Source organism: Pseudomonas sp. G.S.17 (assembly GCF_038096165.1).
Lineage (GTDB): Bacteria > Pseudomonadota > Gammaproteobacteria > Pseudomonadales > Pseudomonadaceae > Aquipseudomonas.
Map to the genome: position 1 here is coordinate 2,233,456 of NZ_CP151076.1, position 14,754 is coordinate 2,248,209.

The 14,754-nt window shown below is 60.3% G+C and carries 16 protein-coding genes and 1 pseudogene; 14 read left to right on the forward strand and 3 right to left on the reverse strand.

The annotated features are described in order from the left end of the window. Window positions 1-175 precede the first annotated feature (175 nt). Together yghU and AABC73_RS10275 are read right to left on the reverse strand one after the other, a co-directional pair. Window positions 176-1,015 (reverse strand): glutathione-dependent disulfide-bond oxidoreductase, encoded by an 840-nt coding sequence (yghU, locus tag AABC73_RS10270; RefSeq protein ID WP_331152075.1) that lies wholly within the window; start codon window positions 1,013-1,015, stop codon window positions 176-178. A 66-nt stretch (window positions 1,016-1,081) separates the two neighbouring features. Next, the gene (locus tag AABC73_RS10275) at window positions 1,082-1,834 is read right to left on the reverse strand and encodes an SDR family oxidoreductase (RefSeq protein WP_341523474.1); all 753 of its coding nucleotides are present in this window, start codon (window positions 1,832-1,834) and stop codon (window positions 1,082-1,084) included. A gap of 164 nt (window positions 1,835-1,998) precedes the next feature. On the opposite strand from AABC73_RS10275, the gene AABC73_RS10280 reads away from it, so the two are divergent. Together AABC73_RS10280 and AABC73_RS10285 are read left to right on the forward strand one after the other, a co-directional pair. Next, window positions 1,999-2,910 (forward strand): helix-turn-helix domain-containing protein, encoded by a 912-nt coding sequence (locus tag AABC73_RS10280; RefSeq protein ID WP_341523475.1) that lies wholly within the window; start codon window positions 1,999-2,001, stop codon window positions 2,908-2,910. Between the two features lie 156 nt (window positions 2,911-3,066). Next, window positions 3,067-3,747, forward strand: coding sequence for a GntR family transcriptional regulator (locus AABC73_RS10285; protein ID WP_065833811.1), 681 nt, complete (start codon window positions 3,067-3,069; stop codon window positions 3,745-3,747). Between the two features lie 193 nt (window positions 3,748-3,940). Here the strand turns inward: AABC73_RS10285 and AABC73_RS10290 are convergent, their stop codons facing one another. Continuing rightward, window positions 3,941-4,267 carry an NIPSNAP family protein gene (locus tag AABC73_RS10290; protein WP_341523476.1) on the reverse strand — a complete coding sequence of 109 codons (327 nt, stop codon included), beginning with the start codon at window positions 4,265-4,267 and terminating at the stop codon, window positions 3,941-3,943. Window positions 4,268-4,443: 176 nt separating this feature from the next. Between AABC73_RS10290 and AABC73_RS10295 the strand changes: the two genes are divergently transcribed. From AABC73_RS10295 to AABC73_RS10350, 12 genes and pseudogenes are all read left to right on the forward strand, one after another. Continuing rightward, complete coding sequence (locus tag AABC73_RS10295; RefSeq protein WP_341523477.1) at window positions 4,444-5,334, forward strand: NAD(P)-dependent oxidoreductase; 891 nt, start codon at window positions 4,444-4,446, stop codon at window positions 5,332-5,334. Between the two features lie 38 nt (window positions 5,335-5,372). Continuing rightward, a complete protein-coding gene (locus AABC73_RS10300) occupies window positions 5,373-6,800 on the forward strand; it encodes an aldehyde dehydrogenase family protein (RefSeq protein WP_341523478.1) in 1,428 nt (475 codons plus the stop codon). A gap of 77 nt (window positions 6,801-6,877) precedes the next feature. Further along, the gene (locus AABC73_RS10305; RefSeq protein ID WP_341523479.1) at window positions 6,878-7,273 is read left to right on the forward strand and encodes a carboxymuconolactone decarboxylase family protein; all 396 of its coding nucleotides are present in this window, start codon (window positions 6,878-6,880) and stop codon (window positions 7,271-7,273) included. A 50-nt stretch (window positions 7,274-7,323) separates the two neighbouring features. Further along, on the forward strand, window positions 7,324-8,676 hold the full coding sequence (locus AABC73_RS10310) for an MFS transporter (protein WP_341523480.1): 1,353 nt from the start codon (window positions 7,324-7,326) through the stop codon (window positions 8,674-8,676). A 40-nt stretch (window positions 8,677-8,716) separates the two neighbouring features. Continuing rightward, window positions 8,717-9,190: pseudogene (locus tag AABC73_RS10315) on the forward strand (NAD(P)-binding domain-containing protein); the annotation flags it as partial. Between the two features lie 6 nt (window positions 9,191-9,196). Next, window positions 9,197-9,631 carry an NAD-binding protein gene (locus AABC73_RS10320; RefSeq protein WP_331152100.1) on the forward strand — a complete coding sequence of 145 codons (435 nt, stop codon included), beginning with the start codon at window positions 9,197-9,199 and terminating at the stop codon, window positions 9,629-9,631. Then, complete coding sequence (locus AABC73_RS10325; protein WP_341523481.1) at window positions 9,628-10,017, forward strand: cupin domain-containing protein; 390 nt, start codon at window positions 9,628-9,630, stop codon at window positions 10,015-10,017. The genes AABC73_RS10320 and AABC73_RS10325 overlap by 4 nt, the downstream gene beginning before the upstream one ends. Window positions 10,018-10,040: 23 nt before the next feature. Then, window positions 10,041-10,823, forward strand: a complete 783-nt coding sequence (locus tag AABC73_RS10330) for a carboxymuconolactone decarboxylase family protein (protein WP_341523482.1) — start codon at window positions 10,041-10,043, stop codon at window positions 10,821-10,823. A gap of 21 nt (window positions 10,824-10,844) precedes the next feature. Beyond that, window positions 10,845-11,693: an N-acyl homoserine lactonase family protein gene (locus AABC73_RS10335; RefSeq protein WP_341523483.1), complete on the forward strand. Its 849-nt coding sequence runs from the start codon at window positions 10,845-10,847 to the stop codon at window positions 11,691-11,693. Continuing rightward, entirely contained in the window at window positions 11,690-12,457 is a 768-nt protein-coding gene (locus AABC73_RS10340) for an SDR family NAD(P)-dependent oxidoreductase (protein ID WP_341523484.1), read from the forward strand. The genes AABC73_RS10335 and AABC73_RS10340 overlap by 4 nt, the downstream gene beginning before the upstream one ends. Beyond that, complete coding sequence (locus AABC73_RS10345; protein WP_341523485.1) at window positions 12,454-13,848, forward strand: MmgE/PrpD family protein; 1,395 nt, start codon at window positions 12,454-12,456, stop codon at window positions 13,846-13,848. Before AABC73_RS10340 ends, AABC73_RS10345 begins: the two co-directional genes overlap by 4 nt. A gap of 19 nt (window positions 13,849-13,867) precedes the next feature. Next, on the forward strand, window positions 13,868-14,749 hold the full coding sequence (locus tag AABC73_RS10350) for an NAD(P)-dependent oxidoreductase (RefSeq protein WP_341523486.1): 882 nt from the start codon (window positions 13,868-13,870) through the stop codon (window positions 14,747-14,749). Window positions 14,750-14,754 lie beyond the last annotated feature (5 nt).

Genomic DNA, 14,754 nt, shown 5'->3' on the forward strand with positions numbered 1-14,754 from the left:
CATGCCGGACGCCCCACACCACGACACCTGCGCTCAGCCTCCCGACGCGCGTTTGGCGGCGTCTGCCAGATCGCGGCACGGAAAAGCAAAGCAAAAGTAAATCGCGTCGCGGACAAAGTATCTACAGATGGTTTTAACGTACCGCGAGTTCGCAAACAGAAAATCATTTGCAAGCCTAGCCCAAATCACTGGCCTGATGCCGTTCCGGCACCTGAGTGGCCTCATCGCCCCAGGTCCGGTTGACGCGCAGGCCGCGAATCACTGCAGGTCGCTTGGCGATTTCTTGCGCCCAGCGCTGCACATGGGTGTATTCGTGGGCAGCAAGAAATTCCGCAGCCGAATACACGTTGCCAAGCACCACCTGGCCATACCACGACCAGACCGCGATATCGGCGATGGTATAGCTGTCGCCAGCCAGATAGGCGCTTTCGCCAAGTCGTCGATCAAGCACATCCAGCTGCCGCTTGGCCTCCATGGTGAAGCGGTTGATCGGGTACTCAAGCTTCTCCGGCGCATACAGGTAGAAATGCCCGAAGCCGCCGCCTAGGTAGGGCGCTGCACCCATCTGCCAGAATAGCCAGTTCAGGGTTTCGGTACGCCCAGCCAGATCGGTGGGCAGGAGTGCGCCGAACTTTTCTGCCAGATACAGCAGGATCGAACCGGACTCGAAAACCCGGATCGCCGGCTCGACGCTGCGGTCCAGCAGCGCCGGGATTTTCGAATTCGGGTTGATGTCGACAAAACCGCTGGAGAATTGATCGCCCTCGTTGATGCGAATCAGCCAGGCGTCGTACTCGGCGCCGGAGTGCCCAAGCGCCAGTAACTCCTCCAGCAGGATTGTCACCTTCACGCCATTGGGCGTGGCCAGCGAATACAGCTGCAACGGCTGCTTGCCGACCGGCAATACCTTGTCATGGGTCGGTCCGGCAATCGGGCGGTTGATATTGGCGAACTGGCCACCAGACGGCGCATCATCTTTCCAGACTGTAGGGGGAACATAGGCAGCTTTGCTCATGAGACGAACCTCGTAATGTGCTAGTTCTGATGTGGCGGATCGCGGATTGGCGGCTTTCGATAGCCCTCAGCCAGCAGTGACACTCATCCCGCCATCGGCCATGACCACTGATCCAACCATATAGGACGCTCGACTGGAAGCCAGAAATGCCACCACTTCAGCAATTTCTTCGGGTTGAGCGGCGCGTTTGATGGGTGTGGTTTCTCCATGGCTGGCGAGAAAGGCCGGGCCGTCATCTACGATTTCATTGAGGATGTTGGTTACGACATCCCCGGAACCGACCGCGTTCACCCGGATTCCGTGGTCAATGACTTCGAGGGCGAGGGTCCGTGTCAGCTGGGCCAGCGCGCCCTTGGATGCCGCGTAGGCCGAGATCGTCGGGAAAGACTGATACGCCGCGTAAGAGGCGATGTTCACGATTGCCCCGGCGCCGTTAGGGATCATTGCTTTTACGGCTTCGCGAGCGTGCAGAAACGCCGCCGTGACGTTGACGTGCTGAATTCGCTCCCATTCCTCGCGTGTCATATCGATGAGCAGTTTATTGACGATGATCCCGGCATTGTTCACCAGAATGTCCAGGCGACCGAAATGCTTGATCGCCGTGGCGACGGCCGCTTCGGCTGCGCCGTCTTCGGTGATGTCCGCAACCAGTGGCACCAGGCCTGGCCGGGCGAGATCCTGCACTGTTGCATTTCTGTCTTCGGCGACCACGCTGGCGCCCCGTGCATGCAGCAATAGCGCAACGGCGCGGCCTATCCCGCTGGCAGCGCCAGTGACGAGTGCGACCTGACCTGCAAACTCTTTATCCATATCAGACATGATTGATTCCAGCTTCCGGTTCAGCGGCGTGATTGCTGCTGAACGACGCCAGCACTGTCGCTTATCCGTGCATTGGCATCTGACGCTGTCCTGTCGAACTGTCGGGATATTGCTTTTTAATCAGCCAGGATGATTAATGACCCATCAATGAAATCGGTAAATCCATGAAAACTCCGGCACGTCCTGCTCGAATCCCGGCACATGAAATGCCCGAGCATTTGCCCGCTGGCGCGCATGAGGCGGCAGATCCCTCTACCTATCCTGACGTGCAGTTGCAGGTATATACGCATCACAGCACCGAGCAGACGTTGATTGTCCCGGCGGTGGCCGAGCCTTTGTTGGTGCTGGTGTTGTCAGGAAGCGCGCTGGTGCAGGAGCGGGCGGTCGGTCAAGACTGGGTTGCCAACGCAGTGACTGCCGACGATTTCTTCCTCACCATGTCCCATGAGCCCTATGAAATGCGTTGGGAAACCCAGGGCGGCGCGGATTTTCAGGTAGTACATGTTTATCTGAGCCAGCGCCTGTTGGACCTGGCAGCGCGGGATGTATTGGCGGGCCGGGTCAATAACCTGCAGTTGCGGGATGTCTCCGGCGCACGAGATGCGCCCGTTTCCCGGTTGATCAGAGTGTTGCATCAGGAAGTGACAGGGCCTGGACCGATCAGCTCGCTTTATCTACAGGGCGTTGCCCAGGCGCTCGCCATCCATCTGGCGCGCAACTACCGCGACGAACACGCCGGTCTCAGGCCGCCCAATGCTTTACCCGCGCACAAACTCCACCGGGTGATTGGTCGGATGGAGCGGGGGCTTGCAACCGAGTTCAGCCTGGCAGCGCTGGCAGCAGAAGCAGGCATGAGCGAGTTTTATTTCAGTCGCCTGTTCCGCAGGGCAACGGGGCAATCTCCATCGCAGTACTTCATCCAGATGCGAATGGCTGTGGCGCGCCGACTGCTGTTGCAGTCAACGCTAAGCGTCATCGATATCGCCCTCGAAGTGGGCTACGGCAGCCCAAGTCACTTTGCTCATGTCTTCAAACGCCATAGCGGCATTACGCCGCATGAGTTCCGTAGGGGCTGATCCCGGCCGTTGACCAGGAATTATTTCGCCTAAAACCGCTGTAATACAATACGATTGTGTATAACGCAGCCGATCATGAGGATTGGTTACGCTCGATCCAGGCGACGGCCCGCGCGGCGTCGCAGCAATGAATGTAAAGGTCTCAGGGAATACACCATGAAAGTACAACGCCAGGCGTCATCTTTGCGGCATCAGGTGCAGGATGCGCTGCGCAACGAAATCATCTCCGGTCGGTTCAAACCCGGTGATCGGCTGGTGGAGCAGCAGCTCTACACGGCGCTGGATGTCAGCCGCACCTCGTTGCGCGAAGCGCTGCGGCAACTGGAAGCGGAAGGTTTGGTGGAGCAGGTTCCCCATCGCGGGGCGTACGTGGCATCAGTGGATGCCAAGGACGCGATTCAGATCTACGACGTGCGCGGCGCGCTGGAAGTGCTCGCCGTGCGCAATTTCGTGCGCTACGCCACTGACGAAGACGTGACCGAACTGGCGGATGTGTTCGACGAGTTTGTCGAGCAATCCCACACTGAAACCCTCGACGGCGCAGCGCTGCTGGACATCAAGCGGCGCTTTTATCATGTGCTGCTGGATATCGAGCAGAGCAACGTGGTCGGCAGCATGCTGGAACAGTTGAACAACCGCGTCAGCCTGCTGCGCGCCTTGTCCCTCGGTCGTCAGGGGCGAATGGTGCATACCCTGGCTGAGCTGAAGGAAATCGTGCGCATGATTCAACTGCGCGATGAACCCGGCGCGTGTGCCGCCGCGTTGCTGCACGTGGAAAACGCCTCGAAAAACGTATTGGAATTGCTGGCGCTGAACGGCGTTCATTCGGTGCAATAAATGATTGTGTACGCAGGCCATTGCTCCCTGTAGGAGCCAACTGTCTCGCGAACACGTTCACTCCTACCGAGTTATGTATCGTTCGGTAGGACCGGACTTGTCCGGGAAGGCGTCGGGTCTGCCGAGAAAGATCTTCAGCGTTTGCGCCGACCTCTTCGGGGACAAGTCCCCTCCTACAGCACCCACCCTACAATCAGCGCAACGCTGAATACGTGGTCGGCGTCAGGAACTGGTTTTCGATGCGCTGCACGATGATCGACTGGGCTTCGCTTTCGGCGCGTTTGGCGATCCATTCGGGGTCACTCTGAAAAGCGTTCCACTTGATTTCCCGGTCAGCAAGGCTGTCCCATTTCAGCAGATAGGTCAGGGTCTGATTGCTCTCACCGGTCAGTGACGTCCAGAAACCCACCTGTTCAATTCCATACTTTTCGAAAAACCCCAAGGTGATCTTGCTGAAGCGTTCGTGCAGCGCTGGCAGGCGGCCCGGTGCGCAATGGTAAATGCGTAGTTCAACGATCATTTTCTGGTCCTTTGGTAAGTGCCGATCAGGAAATAGGCAAAGTAGCCTATTGACCGATTGTATGACAGTCATATAGTTTTGTCGCAACTGCTGGCGCGCATCGAGCAGAAAAAACTTCAGGTGCCGCCGTGAACCCGTTTTGAAGAACCTGTTTCCAAAAACAATAGGGCGCGAAAATGACTCAACCAAAACGCATCGGCTTCATCGGCCTCGGCATGATGGGCCTGCCGATGACCACCTGCCTGAGCAAGGCCGGGTTTCAGCTGTTTCTCGCCGACGCCGATGCCGGGCGTTTGCAGGAAATTCAGACCGCTCTTGGCGCATCCGCGCTGGATGCCGACAACGCCAAATCCCTTGATGTCTTGATCACCATGCTGCCCAACTCGAACATCGTCGAAAGCGTATTGCTGGGCGCCGACGGTAAATCCGGCTGGGCCGCGTCCTTGGCTGCCGACACCGTGGTCATCGATATGAGTTCCTCGGAACCGGCGCGCTCTCGCGATCTGGGGCAGAAACTTGCCAGCATCGGCCTCGCGTATCTGGATGCGCCGGTCTCCGGCGGTGTGAAGCGCGCGGTGGATGGCAGCCTGGCAATTCTGGTCGGTGGCGATCCGGCGGTGATGCAGCGTTGTCAACCGGTGCTCGACGCGATGGGCAAGAACATCCTGCACATTGGCGAAGCGGGCTCCGGCCATGCGGCCAAGGCACTGAACAATTTCGTCTCTGCCGCTGGCCTGATGGCGACTGTCGAGGCCTTGCATGTGGCCAAGCGTTTCGGTATCGATCCCGGCGTGATGGTCGACGTGCTCAACGCCTCCAGCGGCGGCAGCAACACGTCGTTGAACAAGGCCAAGCAATTCATGCTCAGCGGCAGCTTCGCTTCCGGCTTCTCGATGCAGTTGATGAACAAGGACCTGAAGATCGCCAAGGGCCTGTCGGATGCGCTGGACTATCCGCTGTTGTTCGGCCAGCGCGCGATCAAGGTCTGGGACGAGGTGGCACAAGACGCAACGCCCACCACCGACCACACCGAGATGTACCGGATGCTGGCCAAGGGTGGCGAGTAATCGCGTTCGCTTACCGGATCGTCACAGGAGCAAAGCATATGTCTCATGCAGCCGATTTTTACATCGATGGGCAATGGGTGAAGCCCACGGCGCCCGAGTGGTTCGACGTTATTGATCCTGCCACGGAAACCATCGTCGACCGTCTTGCCCTGGGTAATTCTACGGACGTTGACCGTGCCGTCGCCGCAGCGCGCAAGGCCTTGCCTGCGTACGCGCAAACCAGCGTTACCCAGCGCATCGATTTACTGGGCCGCATCGTCTCGATTTATGAGCGTCGTCAGGAAGAATTCGCCCAGGCCATGCGCCTCGAAATGGGCTCGCCCATCAGTGCCTCGCGCAATTTCCAGGTGCCGCGTGGCTGGCTGCACCTGAACCAGTTGATTGAAGTGCTGCAACGTTTCGAATTCGAGCAGCGTCAGGGGAGTACGGTATTGCGCTACGAGCCGGTGGGCGTGTGCGGGCTGATCACGCCGTGGAACTGGCCGATCAACCAGATCGTGGTGAAAGTCGGCCCGGCGCTGGCGGCCGGTTGCACCATGGTGCTCAAGCCCAGTGAATATTCGCCGCTGAGCAGCCTGCTGTTCGCTGAAGTATTGGACGAGGCGGGCGTGCCAGCGGGGGTGTTCAATCTGGTCAATGGCGACGGGCCGGGCGTTGGCGCCGCGCTGTCGTCGCACCCGGACATCGACATGCTGTCGTTCACCGGTTCGACCCGCGCTGGCGTGCTGGTGGCGAAATCAGCGGCGGACACGGTGAAGCGTGTTGCCCAGGAGTTGGGCGGCAAGTCGGCGAATATCCTGCTCGACGACGTGGATTTGCAAAACGCCGTAACCCGTGGCGTCGCATCCTGCTTCACCAACAGCGGCCAGTCGTGCTCGATTCCGACCCGCATGTTGATCCCCCGTGGCCTGATGGACGATGCGATCCAGATCGCCAAACACGCCGCCGAAGCATTCAAGGTTGGCGCAACTACCGACGAAGCCACCCAGCTCGGGCCTTTGGTCAATCATGCGCAATGGCGTCGGGTGCAGGCGTTGATCCAGGCCGGCATCGACGAAGGCGCGCAACTGGTGACCGGTGGCGTGGGCAAGCCGGACGGCCTGTCCAAAGGCTATTTCGTCAAACCCACGGTGTTCGCCAACGTGACGCCGCAGATGTCGATTGCCCAGGAAGAAATCTTCGGCCCGGTGCTGTCGATGATCGCCTACGACAGCGAAGCGCAAGCGATTGAGATCGCCAACGACACGCCTTATGGGCTGGCAGCGTACGTGCAGTCGGCTGATCAGGATCGGGCGCGCGATGTCGCCCGCGCCTTGCAGGCTGGCAGCGTGCACCTGAATTACCCGCCTGCTGATTTCGCCGCGCCGTTCGGTGGCTACAAACGCTCCGGTAACGGGCGGGAGTGGGGCGAGTTCGGTTTGCGCGAGTACCTGGAAGTGAAATCCCTGGTGGGTTACGGCGACTGATCCGCTGCTTTGACCTAAAAAATTTGCTTGTAAAGACTGTATGACAATCTGTCGATAGTACGAAATTGGAGATGACGATGGACGACAACGAACGCTTTAACCAAGGCTTCAACAACCGCAAGGAAGTCCTCGGTGATCTGCACGTGGAGAAATCCTGGGCAGCAGCGGACGACTTCAATCGACCGATCCAGAAACTGGTTACCGAAGTGTGCTGGGGCGAAATCTGGGGCGACGAAACCTTGCCGTTCAAGACCCGTAGCATCGTCAATCTGGCGATGCTCACCGCCATGAGCCAGCACCACGAACTGGGCGTTCACGTGCGCGGCGCCTTGCGTAACGGGGTGACCAAGGAAGAAATCCGCGCGGTGCTGATGCAGGCCTCGATTTACTGCGGCGTGCCACTGGGCCTGGCGGCGTTCCGTGTCGCATCTGCGGCGATCAAGGCCTACGAGGCGGAAATCGCCGGCGCCTGATCCGCCCCATAACCTCCCTTGCCGTTCAACAATAATTATAAGGAAACGTCATGAGTACCCATGCCCACGCCCCAGCCCAGGCCAGACCGCTGGCCGAGACCGATCAGTCGATCGAGAAGAAAAGAAGGAACGCGATCAAAGGCGCGTTCTTTTCCGAATACATCGATATGTTCGACATCTATTTGCCGGTCGTCGTGCTTTCCCCTGTGTTGTTCTTCTTCCAGCCAGCCCAGTTGTCGCCGGGCATGGCCGCGATTCTCGCCTCGCTGGTGTTCATCACCACGCTGCTTGGGCGGCCCATCGGCGCACTGCTGTTCGGCATGATCGCTGACAAGACCGGGCGGCGCATGGCCTCGATTTATTCGGTATCAGGCTTTGGCGTAGTGACCTTTCTGATTGCCTTGCTGCCGGGTTACGAGACCATCGGCATCGCCTCGTACTGGGCCTTGGTGCTGCTGCGTTTCGTCGACGGTATCTTCCTCGGCGGTGGTTATACCGGGGCCATGCCGCTGGCTATCGAGTATTCGAAAAAGCATCAGCGCGGCTTCGTTGGCGGCTTGATCATCGCCGGTTTTCCGCTGGCCTACGTCAGCATCAATCTGGTGGCGATGCTGATGTTCATGCTGTTCCCGCTGGCCGGCCCCGATTCGCCGTACGTGCAATGGGGCTGGCGGATTCCGTTTGTGATTGGCGCGGTATTGGCTGGCGTGCTGGCGCTGTATTACATCTATGCAGTTTCCGAGTCCGAGATCTGGGAAGAGGACGCCGAGAAAAAACCTCGGGAAAAACTGCCGCTGACCGATCTGCTCAAAGGCAAAAGCGGTCGCAACCTGCTGCAAGTGCTGCTGATGATGACCGGCTTCTGGCTGACGCAGAACATCATCACGATTTTCCTGCCCACCGGACTGCTGGTGAACACCCTGCATCTTTCAGGGATGCAAGTAACCGGCACGCTGCTGATTTCCTACTCGGTGCTGTTCTTCACCTACATCGCTTCGGGGATGATCGGCCAGAAAATCGGTCGTCGACGCTTCTTCCTGATCCTTGGGCCAATCATCGCCACAGTCGGTGCAGGCGTCATGTATGTGCTGGCCAACGTTCCTGGCTTGTCGCTGTCGGTGATCATGACCCTGGTGTGTCTGCTGTCGGTATTGGTCACCGCGCCATGGGGCGTGATCGTGACTTACATCAACGAGCGTTTTGTCACCGACGTTCGCGCCACCGGCTTTGGTGTCGGCTTCAGCCTGTCGGTGATCATCCCGTCGTTCTACGCCTTTTACATGGCGTGGCTGGGCCAGATCATCCCGTTCACCATGACTCCGGCAGTCCTGCTGTGCGTGGGCGGCGTCATCGCCACGATTGGCGCGTACATGGGCCCGGAAACCAAGGACGTCGATTTCTGACGGCTGGCTGACCTGACAGAACAATAACCAACGGGAGAACGTTGTGAACAACCAAACCATTGGCTTCATCGGCCTGGGCAACATGGGCGGTCGCATGACCCGCTGTCTGGTGGATGCAGGCCTTGCCGTACTGGGTTATGACACGGATTGCCAGCGGGTCGAAAGCGCTGGCGCACAGGTTGCAGAATCCATCGGCCAGGTCGCAGCACAAGCGGACGTGGTGCTGCTGTCGCTTCCGGATAGCAAGGTGGTCGAGGCCGTCGTTGAAGGGCCTGAAGGGTTGCTGCGCCATTGCCGCGAAGGCCAGATTGTCGTCGATTTGAGTACCGCCGCCGCCAGTTCAACCGTGCGTTTGCACGGTCTGTTCGCCGAACGTGGCGTGCAGTACATCGACGCGGGGATTTCCGGTGGCGCTGCGGCGGCGGAGAAGGGCGCGCTGACCCTGATGGTCGGTGGCGATGCCGCCAGCGTCGCGGCCCTGGACTGGGTGTTTGCACCCATCGCCAGCAAGGTGTTCCTGATGGGCGAAAGCGGCGCCGGGCACACCACCAAATTGCTCAACAACTTCCTCAACGCAGTGAGCCTTGCCGCCACCGCCGAAGTGATGGTCGCCGGCAAAAAAGCCGGTCTGGACCTGCACCAATTACTCGACGTGCTCAACAGCAGCAGCGGGGTCAATTTCGCCACGCAAAAGCGCTTCCCGTACATCGTCGACGGTAATTATCTGGAAGGCGGCCTGACCGGAAAATTGATGAGCAAGGACGTGGTGCTCTACATCGACCGGGTGCGTGAGCTGGGCGTCGCTTCGCTCAACGCGTCCGGGCCTTTGGCGAGCTTCGGCCTGCAGGTCGCGCTGGGTTATGGCGACCAGATCAGCAACAAAGTCGTGGACGCCATCGGCGATATGTCCGGCGGCGTCCGGCTTCACCAAACCTGGAAAGAGGACAAGGCATGAAGGTTATTCACGGCAGCATCGAAGGGGCGATTTCCGAGCAGCGCGGCGCGACGTTTACCGGCGTGGTCTGGGCTGATCCGGTGATGCCGACCACTGACGGCGTGACCATCAACAACGTCTCGTTCAATCCCGGTGCGCGCACGTTCTGGCATTTTCATGAGTTCGGTCAGGTGCTTTACGTCACCGCCGGCAGCGGCTGGATCTGTCTGGAAGGCAGCGATCCGCAGGTGATTCGTCAGGGCGACACGGTGTGGATAGGCCCCGGCGAACGGCATTGGCACGGCGCCAATACCGAGAACTTCATGGTCCACACCGCGACGTCCATCGGCAAAACCGTGTGGCAGGAAGCGGTTGCCGACCACGATTACCTGCGCGCGGCGCGCTGATCCTTAAGCAGGGAGACCCGCACATGGCATTCACCGAAAAACAACAACAGGCCAGGGATGCGTTCGAGCGTAGCGGTGGGACCTGGAACCCGGCGTGGGAAAGCATCCTGCGTCTGGACCCCGGCTTTCTCGAGGCCTATGCCGGTTTCGCCGCTGTACCGTGGCAGAAGAATCACCTGGAACACAAGGTCAAGGCGTTCATCGGCATTGCGGCCAGCGCTGCGGCGACGCACTTGTTTCAACCAGGCATCCACGAGCATTTGCGGGTCGCCATCGCCCACGGCGCAAGCCGCGAGGAACTGATGGAAGTGCTGGAGTTGATCAGCACTGTCGGCATCCACGCCTCGAATGTCGGAGTGCCGGTGCTGCTCGAAGTGCTGGAGGAAGAGGGGCTGCGCAATGGGCTCGAACCGCTGGATGCCCGGCGCGAAGCCCTGAAATCCAGCTTTGTCGAGAATCGCGGCTACTGGCATTCGTCCTGGGAGGGTTTGCTGGAACTCGACCCGGAGCTGTTCGAAGCCTACGTCGAGTTCTCCTCTGTACCTTGGCGGACCGGTGTGCTGTCGCCGATGGTCAAGGAATTGATGTACTGCGCCTTCGATGCTGCCGCGACGCATTTGTATGTGCCGGGCCTCAAGCTGCATATGCGCAACGCCTTGCGTTACGGCGCCAGCAAGGAACAGATCATGGAAATGCTGGAGATCGTCAGCGTGATCGGCATTCACGGGGCGCTGGTCGCCGCGCCGATGCTGGAACACGCCTGGGGCGAAGCCGCCCGGCCAGCCAATCCGAACCCAGACCTTTAGCCCTAATCAATCGGAGTCGACATGAACAATAACAATCCGACGACCGCAGCAAAGCCGAACTGGAACAATCCGGAAGTGATCGTGGTGCGCTATGGCACCCGGCAGACCAGCAAAAGCGAGTGCTACTACAACTTCCGCGCCTACCGTGAGCCGGACGAAGAAATCACCATGGATTACTTCTTCTGGATCTTCCGCAACGACGAGCAAGTCATCGTCATCGACACCGGTTTTAGTCCGGAAGCAGCGCTGGCACGCAAGCGCCAACCGGTGGTCAAGCCTGCCGATGCGCTGGCGCGACTGGGTATTGATCCGGCGGATGTAAAGCTGCTGGTGCTGACCCACGCGCACTATGATCACGCGGGCAATCTTGGCCTGTATCCCAATGCGCAAATCGTCATGTCCCGGCGCGAGTTCGAGTTCTGGGGCACCGACATGGGCAAGCGCCCGCAGTACGCGCATCACATCGATCCGCTGGATATCCAGCGCATTCAGGCCTTGGCGGATGCGGGGCGCATCACCTTGCTGGACGAGCCGCGCAACACGCTGATCCCCGGCATCGAATTGCACGAACTTGGCGGCCACACGCCGGGGCAACTGGCGGTGGTCATCGAAATGCCCGAAGGGCCGGTGATCCTCGCGTCCGACGCCATCCACTATTACGACGAGATGGAACAGGATCGCCCGTTCGCGGTGCTCGACAGCCTGGCGGACATGTACCAAGGCTACGTGCAGATCCGCGAATGGTTGCAGCGTCCCGGCGCGGTGATGATTCCCGGCCATGACCCGGACGTGATGAACCGCTTCGCCGCCGTTGATCCTGTCGATCCGGCGTTCGCCGTGCGTATCGATGCCAGCGGAGCGGGCGTATGAAGGGCAAGCGGGCGCTGGTCACCGGCTCGTCAAACGGGCTCGGCCTGGCCATGGCCCAAGGTCTTGCCGCAGCGGGTTGTGATGTGGTGCTGCACGGACTTGAATCGTCGGCAGACGTGCACGCAACCTGCGCGGAGTTGGCGCAACAGTACCGCGTGGCGATCAGCTATGTGCAGGCAGATTTGTCGCAAGCCTCGGCCGTCGAGGCAATGCTCGCCGCGGCGGGCGCTGTTGATGTGCTGATCAATAACGCCGTTGTGCGGCACTTTTCGCCCATCGAGGATTTCCCGGCCGAGCGCTGGGATCAGGCGCTGGCGGTAAATCTGACGGCAGCCTTTCGCGCGGTGCAGCTGAGTTTGCCCGGCATGCGCGCGCGGGGCTGGGGACGGATTTTCAATATGTCTTCGGCCTATGGCTCGCGGGCGATTGCCAACCGTATCGATTACGTGACTACCAAGACCGCGCTGCTGGGCTTTACCCGCGCGGTCGCCATGGAAACCCTGGGGCAGGGCATCACGTGCAATGCGGTTTGCCCAGGCTCGGTGCTGACGCCGAATATTGAGGGGCGGCTGACCGATCTGATGGTGCGCAAGCAGCTGGACCGGGCGAGCGCGACACGGGAGTTTCTGCTCGGCAAGCAGGGCACCGGTCGCTTTGTCGACGCGGCGCATGTGGCGGACTTGATCGTGTTTTTGTGCAGTGATTCCGGGGCGTCGATCACTGGCGCGACCTTGCCGGTGGACGATGGCTGGTTGGCGGGATGAGGTCGACTCCTTTAACCGCCACCAGCACCGAGAACAACGGAGGCACCCTGCAGGGTCCTGCTGTCACCCGCCCGCTGTGTGAATTCGTCGCGCACAGCACTTGGGCCGATATCCCGCCCGACGTTCGTCATGAAGCCAAACGCGCGCTGGTCAATTATTTCGCCGTGACGCTGGCCGGCTGCAACGATCCGGACGTCAGCAAAGCGGTGACGTTGTTCCAGCGCTTCAGCGCAGGCGCCGACGCGCCGCTGATTGGCCGTTCGGAGTCGCTGGACATCCTCAATGCTGCGTCGCTCAACGCCATGAGCGCCAATGTGTTCGACTTCGACGACACGCACATTCCGACCATCATTCACCCGACTGCGCCGGTCGCGGCGGCACTGTTCGCCCTGGCGGAAACCCGAACCTTTACCGGCGAGCAACTGTTGCTGGCGTTCGTTCTCGGCGTGGAAGTGGAATGTCGCCTAGGCATGGCGATTTCCCCCGAACATTACCGCCGAGGCTGGCATATCACCTCGACCTGTGGCGTGTTTGGTGCCGCAGCAGCCGTTGGCAAACTGCTCGATCTGAACGTCCAGCAGCTGAGCTGGGCCATGGGCAATGCCAGTGCGCAGGCTTCCGGGCTGGTGGAAACACTGGGCAGCGCGGCGAAAAGCATCGGTGTCGGCAATGCCGCACGCAACGGCCTGCTCTCGGCGTTGCTGGCGCAGGACGGCTTCAGCGGACCCGAATTACCCCTCGAAGGCGAGCGCGGTTTTCTCAAGGTCATGGGCGAAAATCCCGACTTTGCCGGGATAACCCAAGGCCTGGGCGAACGCTGGGCGTTGCGCGCCAACACCTACAAACCTTATCCGTGCGGTGTGGTGTTGAACCCGGTGATCGAAGCCTGCCTGAAATTGTCCCGGGAGCGGCGATGGGATTTGCCGGACCTCACCCGCATCGAGCTGACCGGCCATCCTTTGCTGCGCCAGCGAACCGATCGGCCAAATATTCAAACCGGACGCGAATCGCAGGTCAGCGCGCAACACGCGGTGGCCGTTGCGCTGGCCAGCGGCCGCGCGGGTCTTGCCGAGTTCAGCGACGCGGCAGTGGCGGACAGCAACCTGCGCGCCCTGTATCCGCTGCTGCACTTTATCGACGATGCCGACTATGCCGTTGAGTCGGCACAGGTCCGGCTGTTTTTCCGGTCCGGCGAAATCCTCAGTCATCGCATCGACGTGTCACGGGGCAGTCTGGGCGCGCCACTGGCCGATGGAACACTGGAAAACAAACTGCGCGAGCTGGCCCGCTACGGCGGCTCGACCTGCGCGCCGCAGCCGCTGATCGATGCGCTGTGGTCTTTGCAACAGGCCAGCGACGCCAGCGCTGTCATGCGCCTGGCCCGCGGTTAACCTCATTCGGGAAATTGATATGACAGACCAACCACTGGGTTTCATTGGCGTCGGCATCATGGGGCGGCCCATGGCCCGACGTCTGCTGGAAAAAGGCCATTCGCTGGTGATTTTCGACAAAGACCCGGCAGCCCTGGCCGAGCTTTCCGGCTTGGGCGCGCGGGTTGCCGACAGCGCCCGGGAGGTGGCCGACAGCGCCAAAATCGTCTTCACCAGCCTGCCCAACCCGGCGATCTTCAAAGCCGTGGCGTTGGGGCCGGACGGTATCGTCGAAGGCAAGGCGGTGCGTATTCTGGTCGACCTTTCCACCGTGGGTTCCCGGGCCGAACAGGAAGTTGCCGCCGGTTTGCTCAAGCACGACATTCAAACCGTCGATGCGCCCATCAGCGGTGGTGCGGCCGGGGCGAGCAAAGGCACCCTGGCGATGATGGTCGCCGGCAAGCCCGAAGCCGTCGCCCAGGTGCGTGAGCTGTTCGACTTGTTCGGCAAAGTCTTCATCGTCGGTGAACAACCCGGTCAAGGCCAGTTGCTGAAACTGCTCAACAACATGCTCTCGACCACTGCGTTCGCGATTACCTCGGAGGCGTTCGTGGCAGGCGTCAAGGGCGGGCTCGACCCGCAAGTGATGATGGACGTGATCAATGCCGGGAGCGGCAAGAATGGCGCGACGCTGGACAAGTTTCCCAAACACGTCCTGCCCGGCACCTTCGATTTCGGCTTCCCGATTTCCAGCGTGTGCAAGGACATCGGCCTGGCCATTGAGGAGTGTCAGGCGCTGGGTGTGCCGATGTGGCTGGGCAATTCGGCGCGGCAACTGTGGAACGTTGCCGCGCAGCAGGATGGCGGGGAGCGCGACTTGACCGAACTGGTGCGCACCGTTGAAGGCTGGTCGCAAGACTGATCGCC

What these genes read in the sequence shown, in the direction of transcription:
- yghU (WP_331152075.1), bottom strand. Translation starts at nt 1,015, where the DNA reads ATGAGCAAAGCTGCCTATGTTCCCCCTACAGTCTGGAAAGATGATGCG.
- AABC73_RS10275 (WP_341523474.1), bottom strand. Translation starts at nt 1,834, where the DNA reads ATGTCTGATATGGATAAAGAGTTTGCAGGTCAGGTCGCACTCGTCACT.
- AABC73_RS10280 (WP_341523475.1), top strand. Translation starts at nt 1,999, where the DNA reads ATGAAAACTCCGGCACGTCCTGCTCGAATCCCGGCACATGAAATGCCC.
- AABC73_RS10285 (WP_065833811.1), top strand. Translation starts at nt 3,067, where the DNA reads ATGAAAGTACAACGCCAGGCGTCATCTTTGCGGCATCAGGTGCAGGAT.
- AABC73_RS10290 (WP_341523476.1), bottom strand. Translation starts at nt 4,267, where the DNA reads ATGATCGTTGAACTACGCATTTACCATTGCGCACCGGGCCGCCTGCCA.
- AABC73_RS10295 (WP_341523477.1), top strand. Translation starts at nt 4,444, where the DNA reads ATGACTCAACCAAAACGCATCGGCTTCATCGGCCTCGGCATGATGGGC.
- AABC73_RS10300 (WP_341523478.1), top strand. Translation starts at nt 5,373, where the DNA reads ATGTCTCATGCAGCCGATTTTTACATCGATGGGCAATGGGTGAAGCCC.
- AABC73_RS10305 (WP_341523479.1), top strand. Translation starts at nt 6,878, where the DNA reads ATGGACGACAACGAACGCTTTAACCAAGGCTTCAACAACCGCAAGGAA.
- AABC73_RS10310 (WP_341523480.1), top strand. Translation starts at nt 7,324, where the DNA reads ATGAGTACCCATGCCCACGCCCCAGCCCAGGCCAGACCGCTGGCCGAG.
- AABC73_RS10320 (WP_331152100.1), top strand. Translation starts at nt 9,197, where the DNA reads ATGGGCGAAAGCGGCGCCGGGCACACCACCAAATTGCTCAACAACTTC.
- AABC73_RS10325 (WP_341523481.1), top strand. Translation starts at nt 9,628, where the DNA reads ATGAAGGTTATTCACGGCAGCATCGAAGGGGCGATTTCCGAGCAGCGC.
- AABC73_RS10330 (WP_341523482.1), top strand. Translation starts at nt 10,041, where the DNA reads ATGGCATTCACCGAAAAACAACAACAGGCCAGGGATGCGTTCGAGCGT.
- AABC73_RS10335 (WP_341523483.1), top strand. Translation starts at nt 10,845, where the DNA reads ATGAACAATAACAATCCGACGACCGCAGCAAAGCCGAACTGGAACAAT.
- AABC73_RS10340 (WP_341523484.1), top strand. Translation starts at nt 11,690, where the DNA reads ATGAAGGGCAAGCGGGCGCTGGTCACCGGCTCGTCAAACGGGCTCGGC.
- AABC73_RS10345 (WP_341523485.1), top strand. Translation starts at nt 12,454, where the DNA reads ATGAGGTCGACTCCTTTAACCGCCACCAGCACCGAGAACAACGGAGGC.
- AABC73_RS10350 (WP_341523486.1), top strand. Translation starts at nt 13,868, where the DNA reads ATGACAGACCAACCACTGGGTTTCATTGGCGTCGGCATCATGGGGCGG.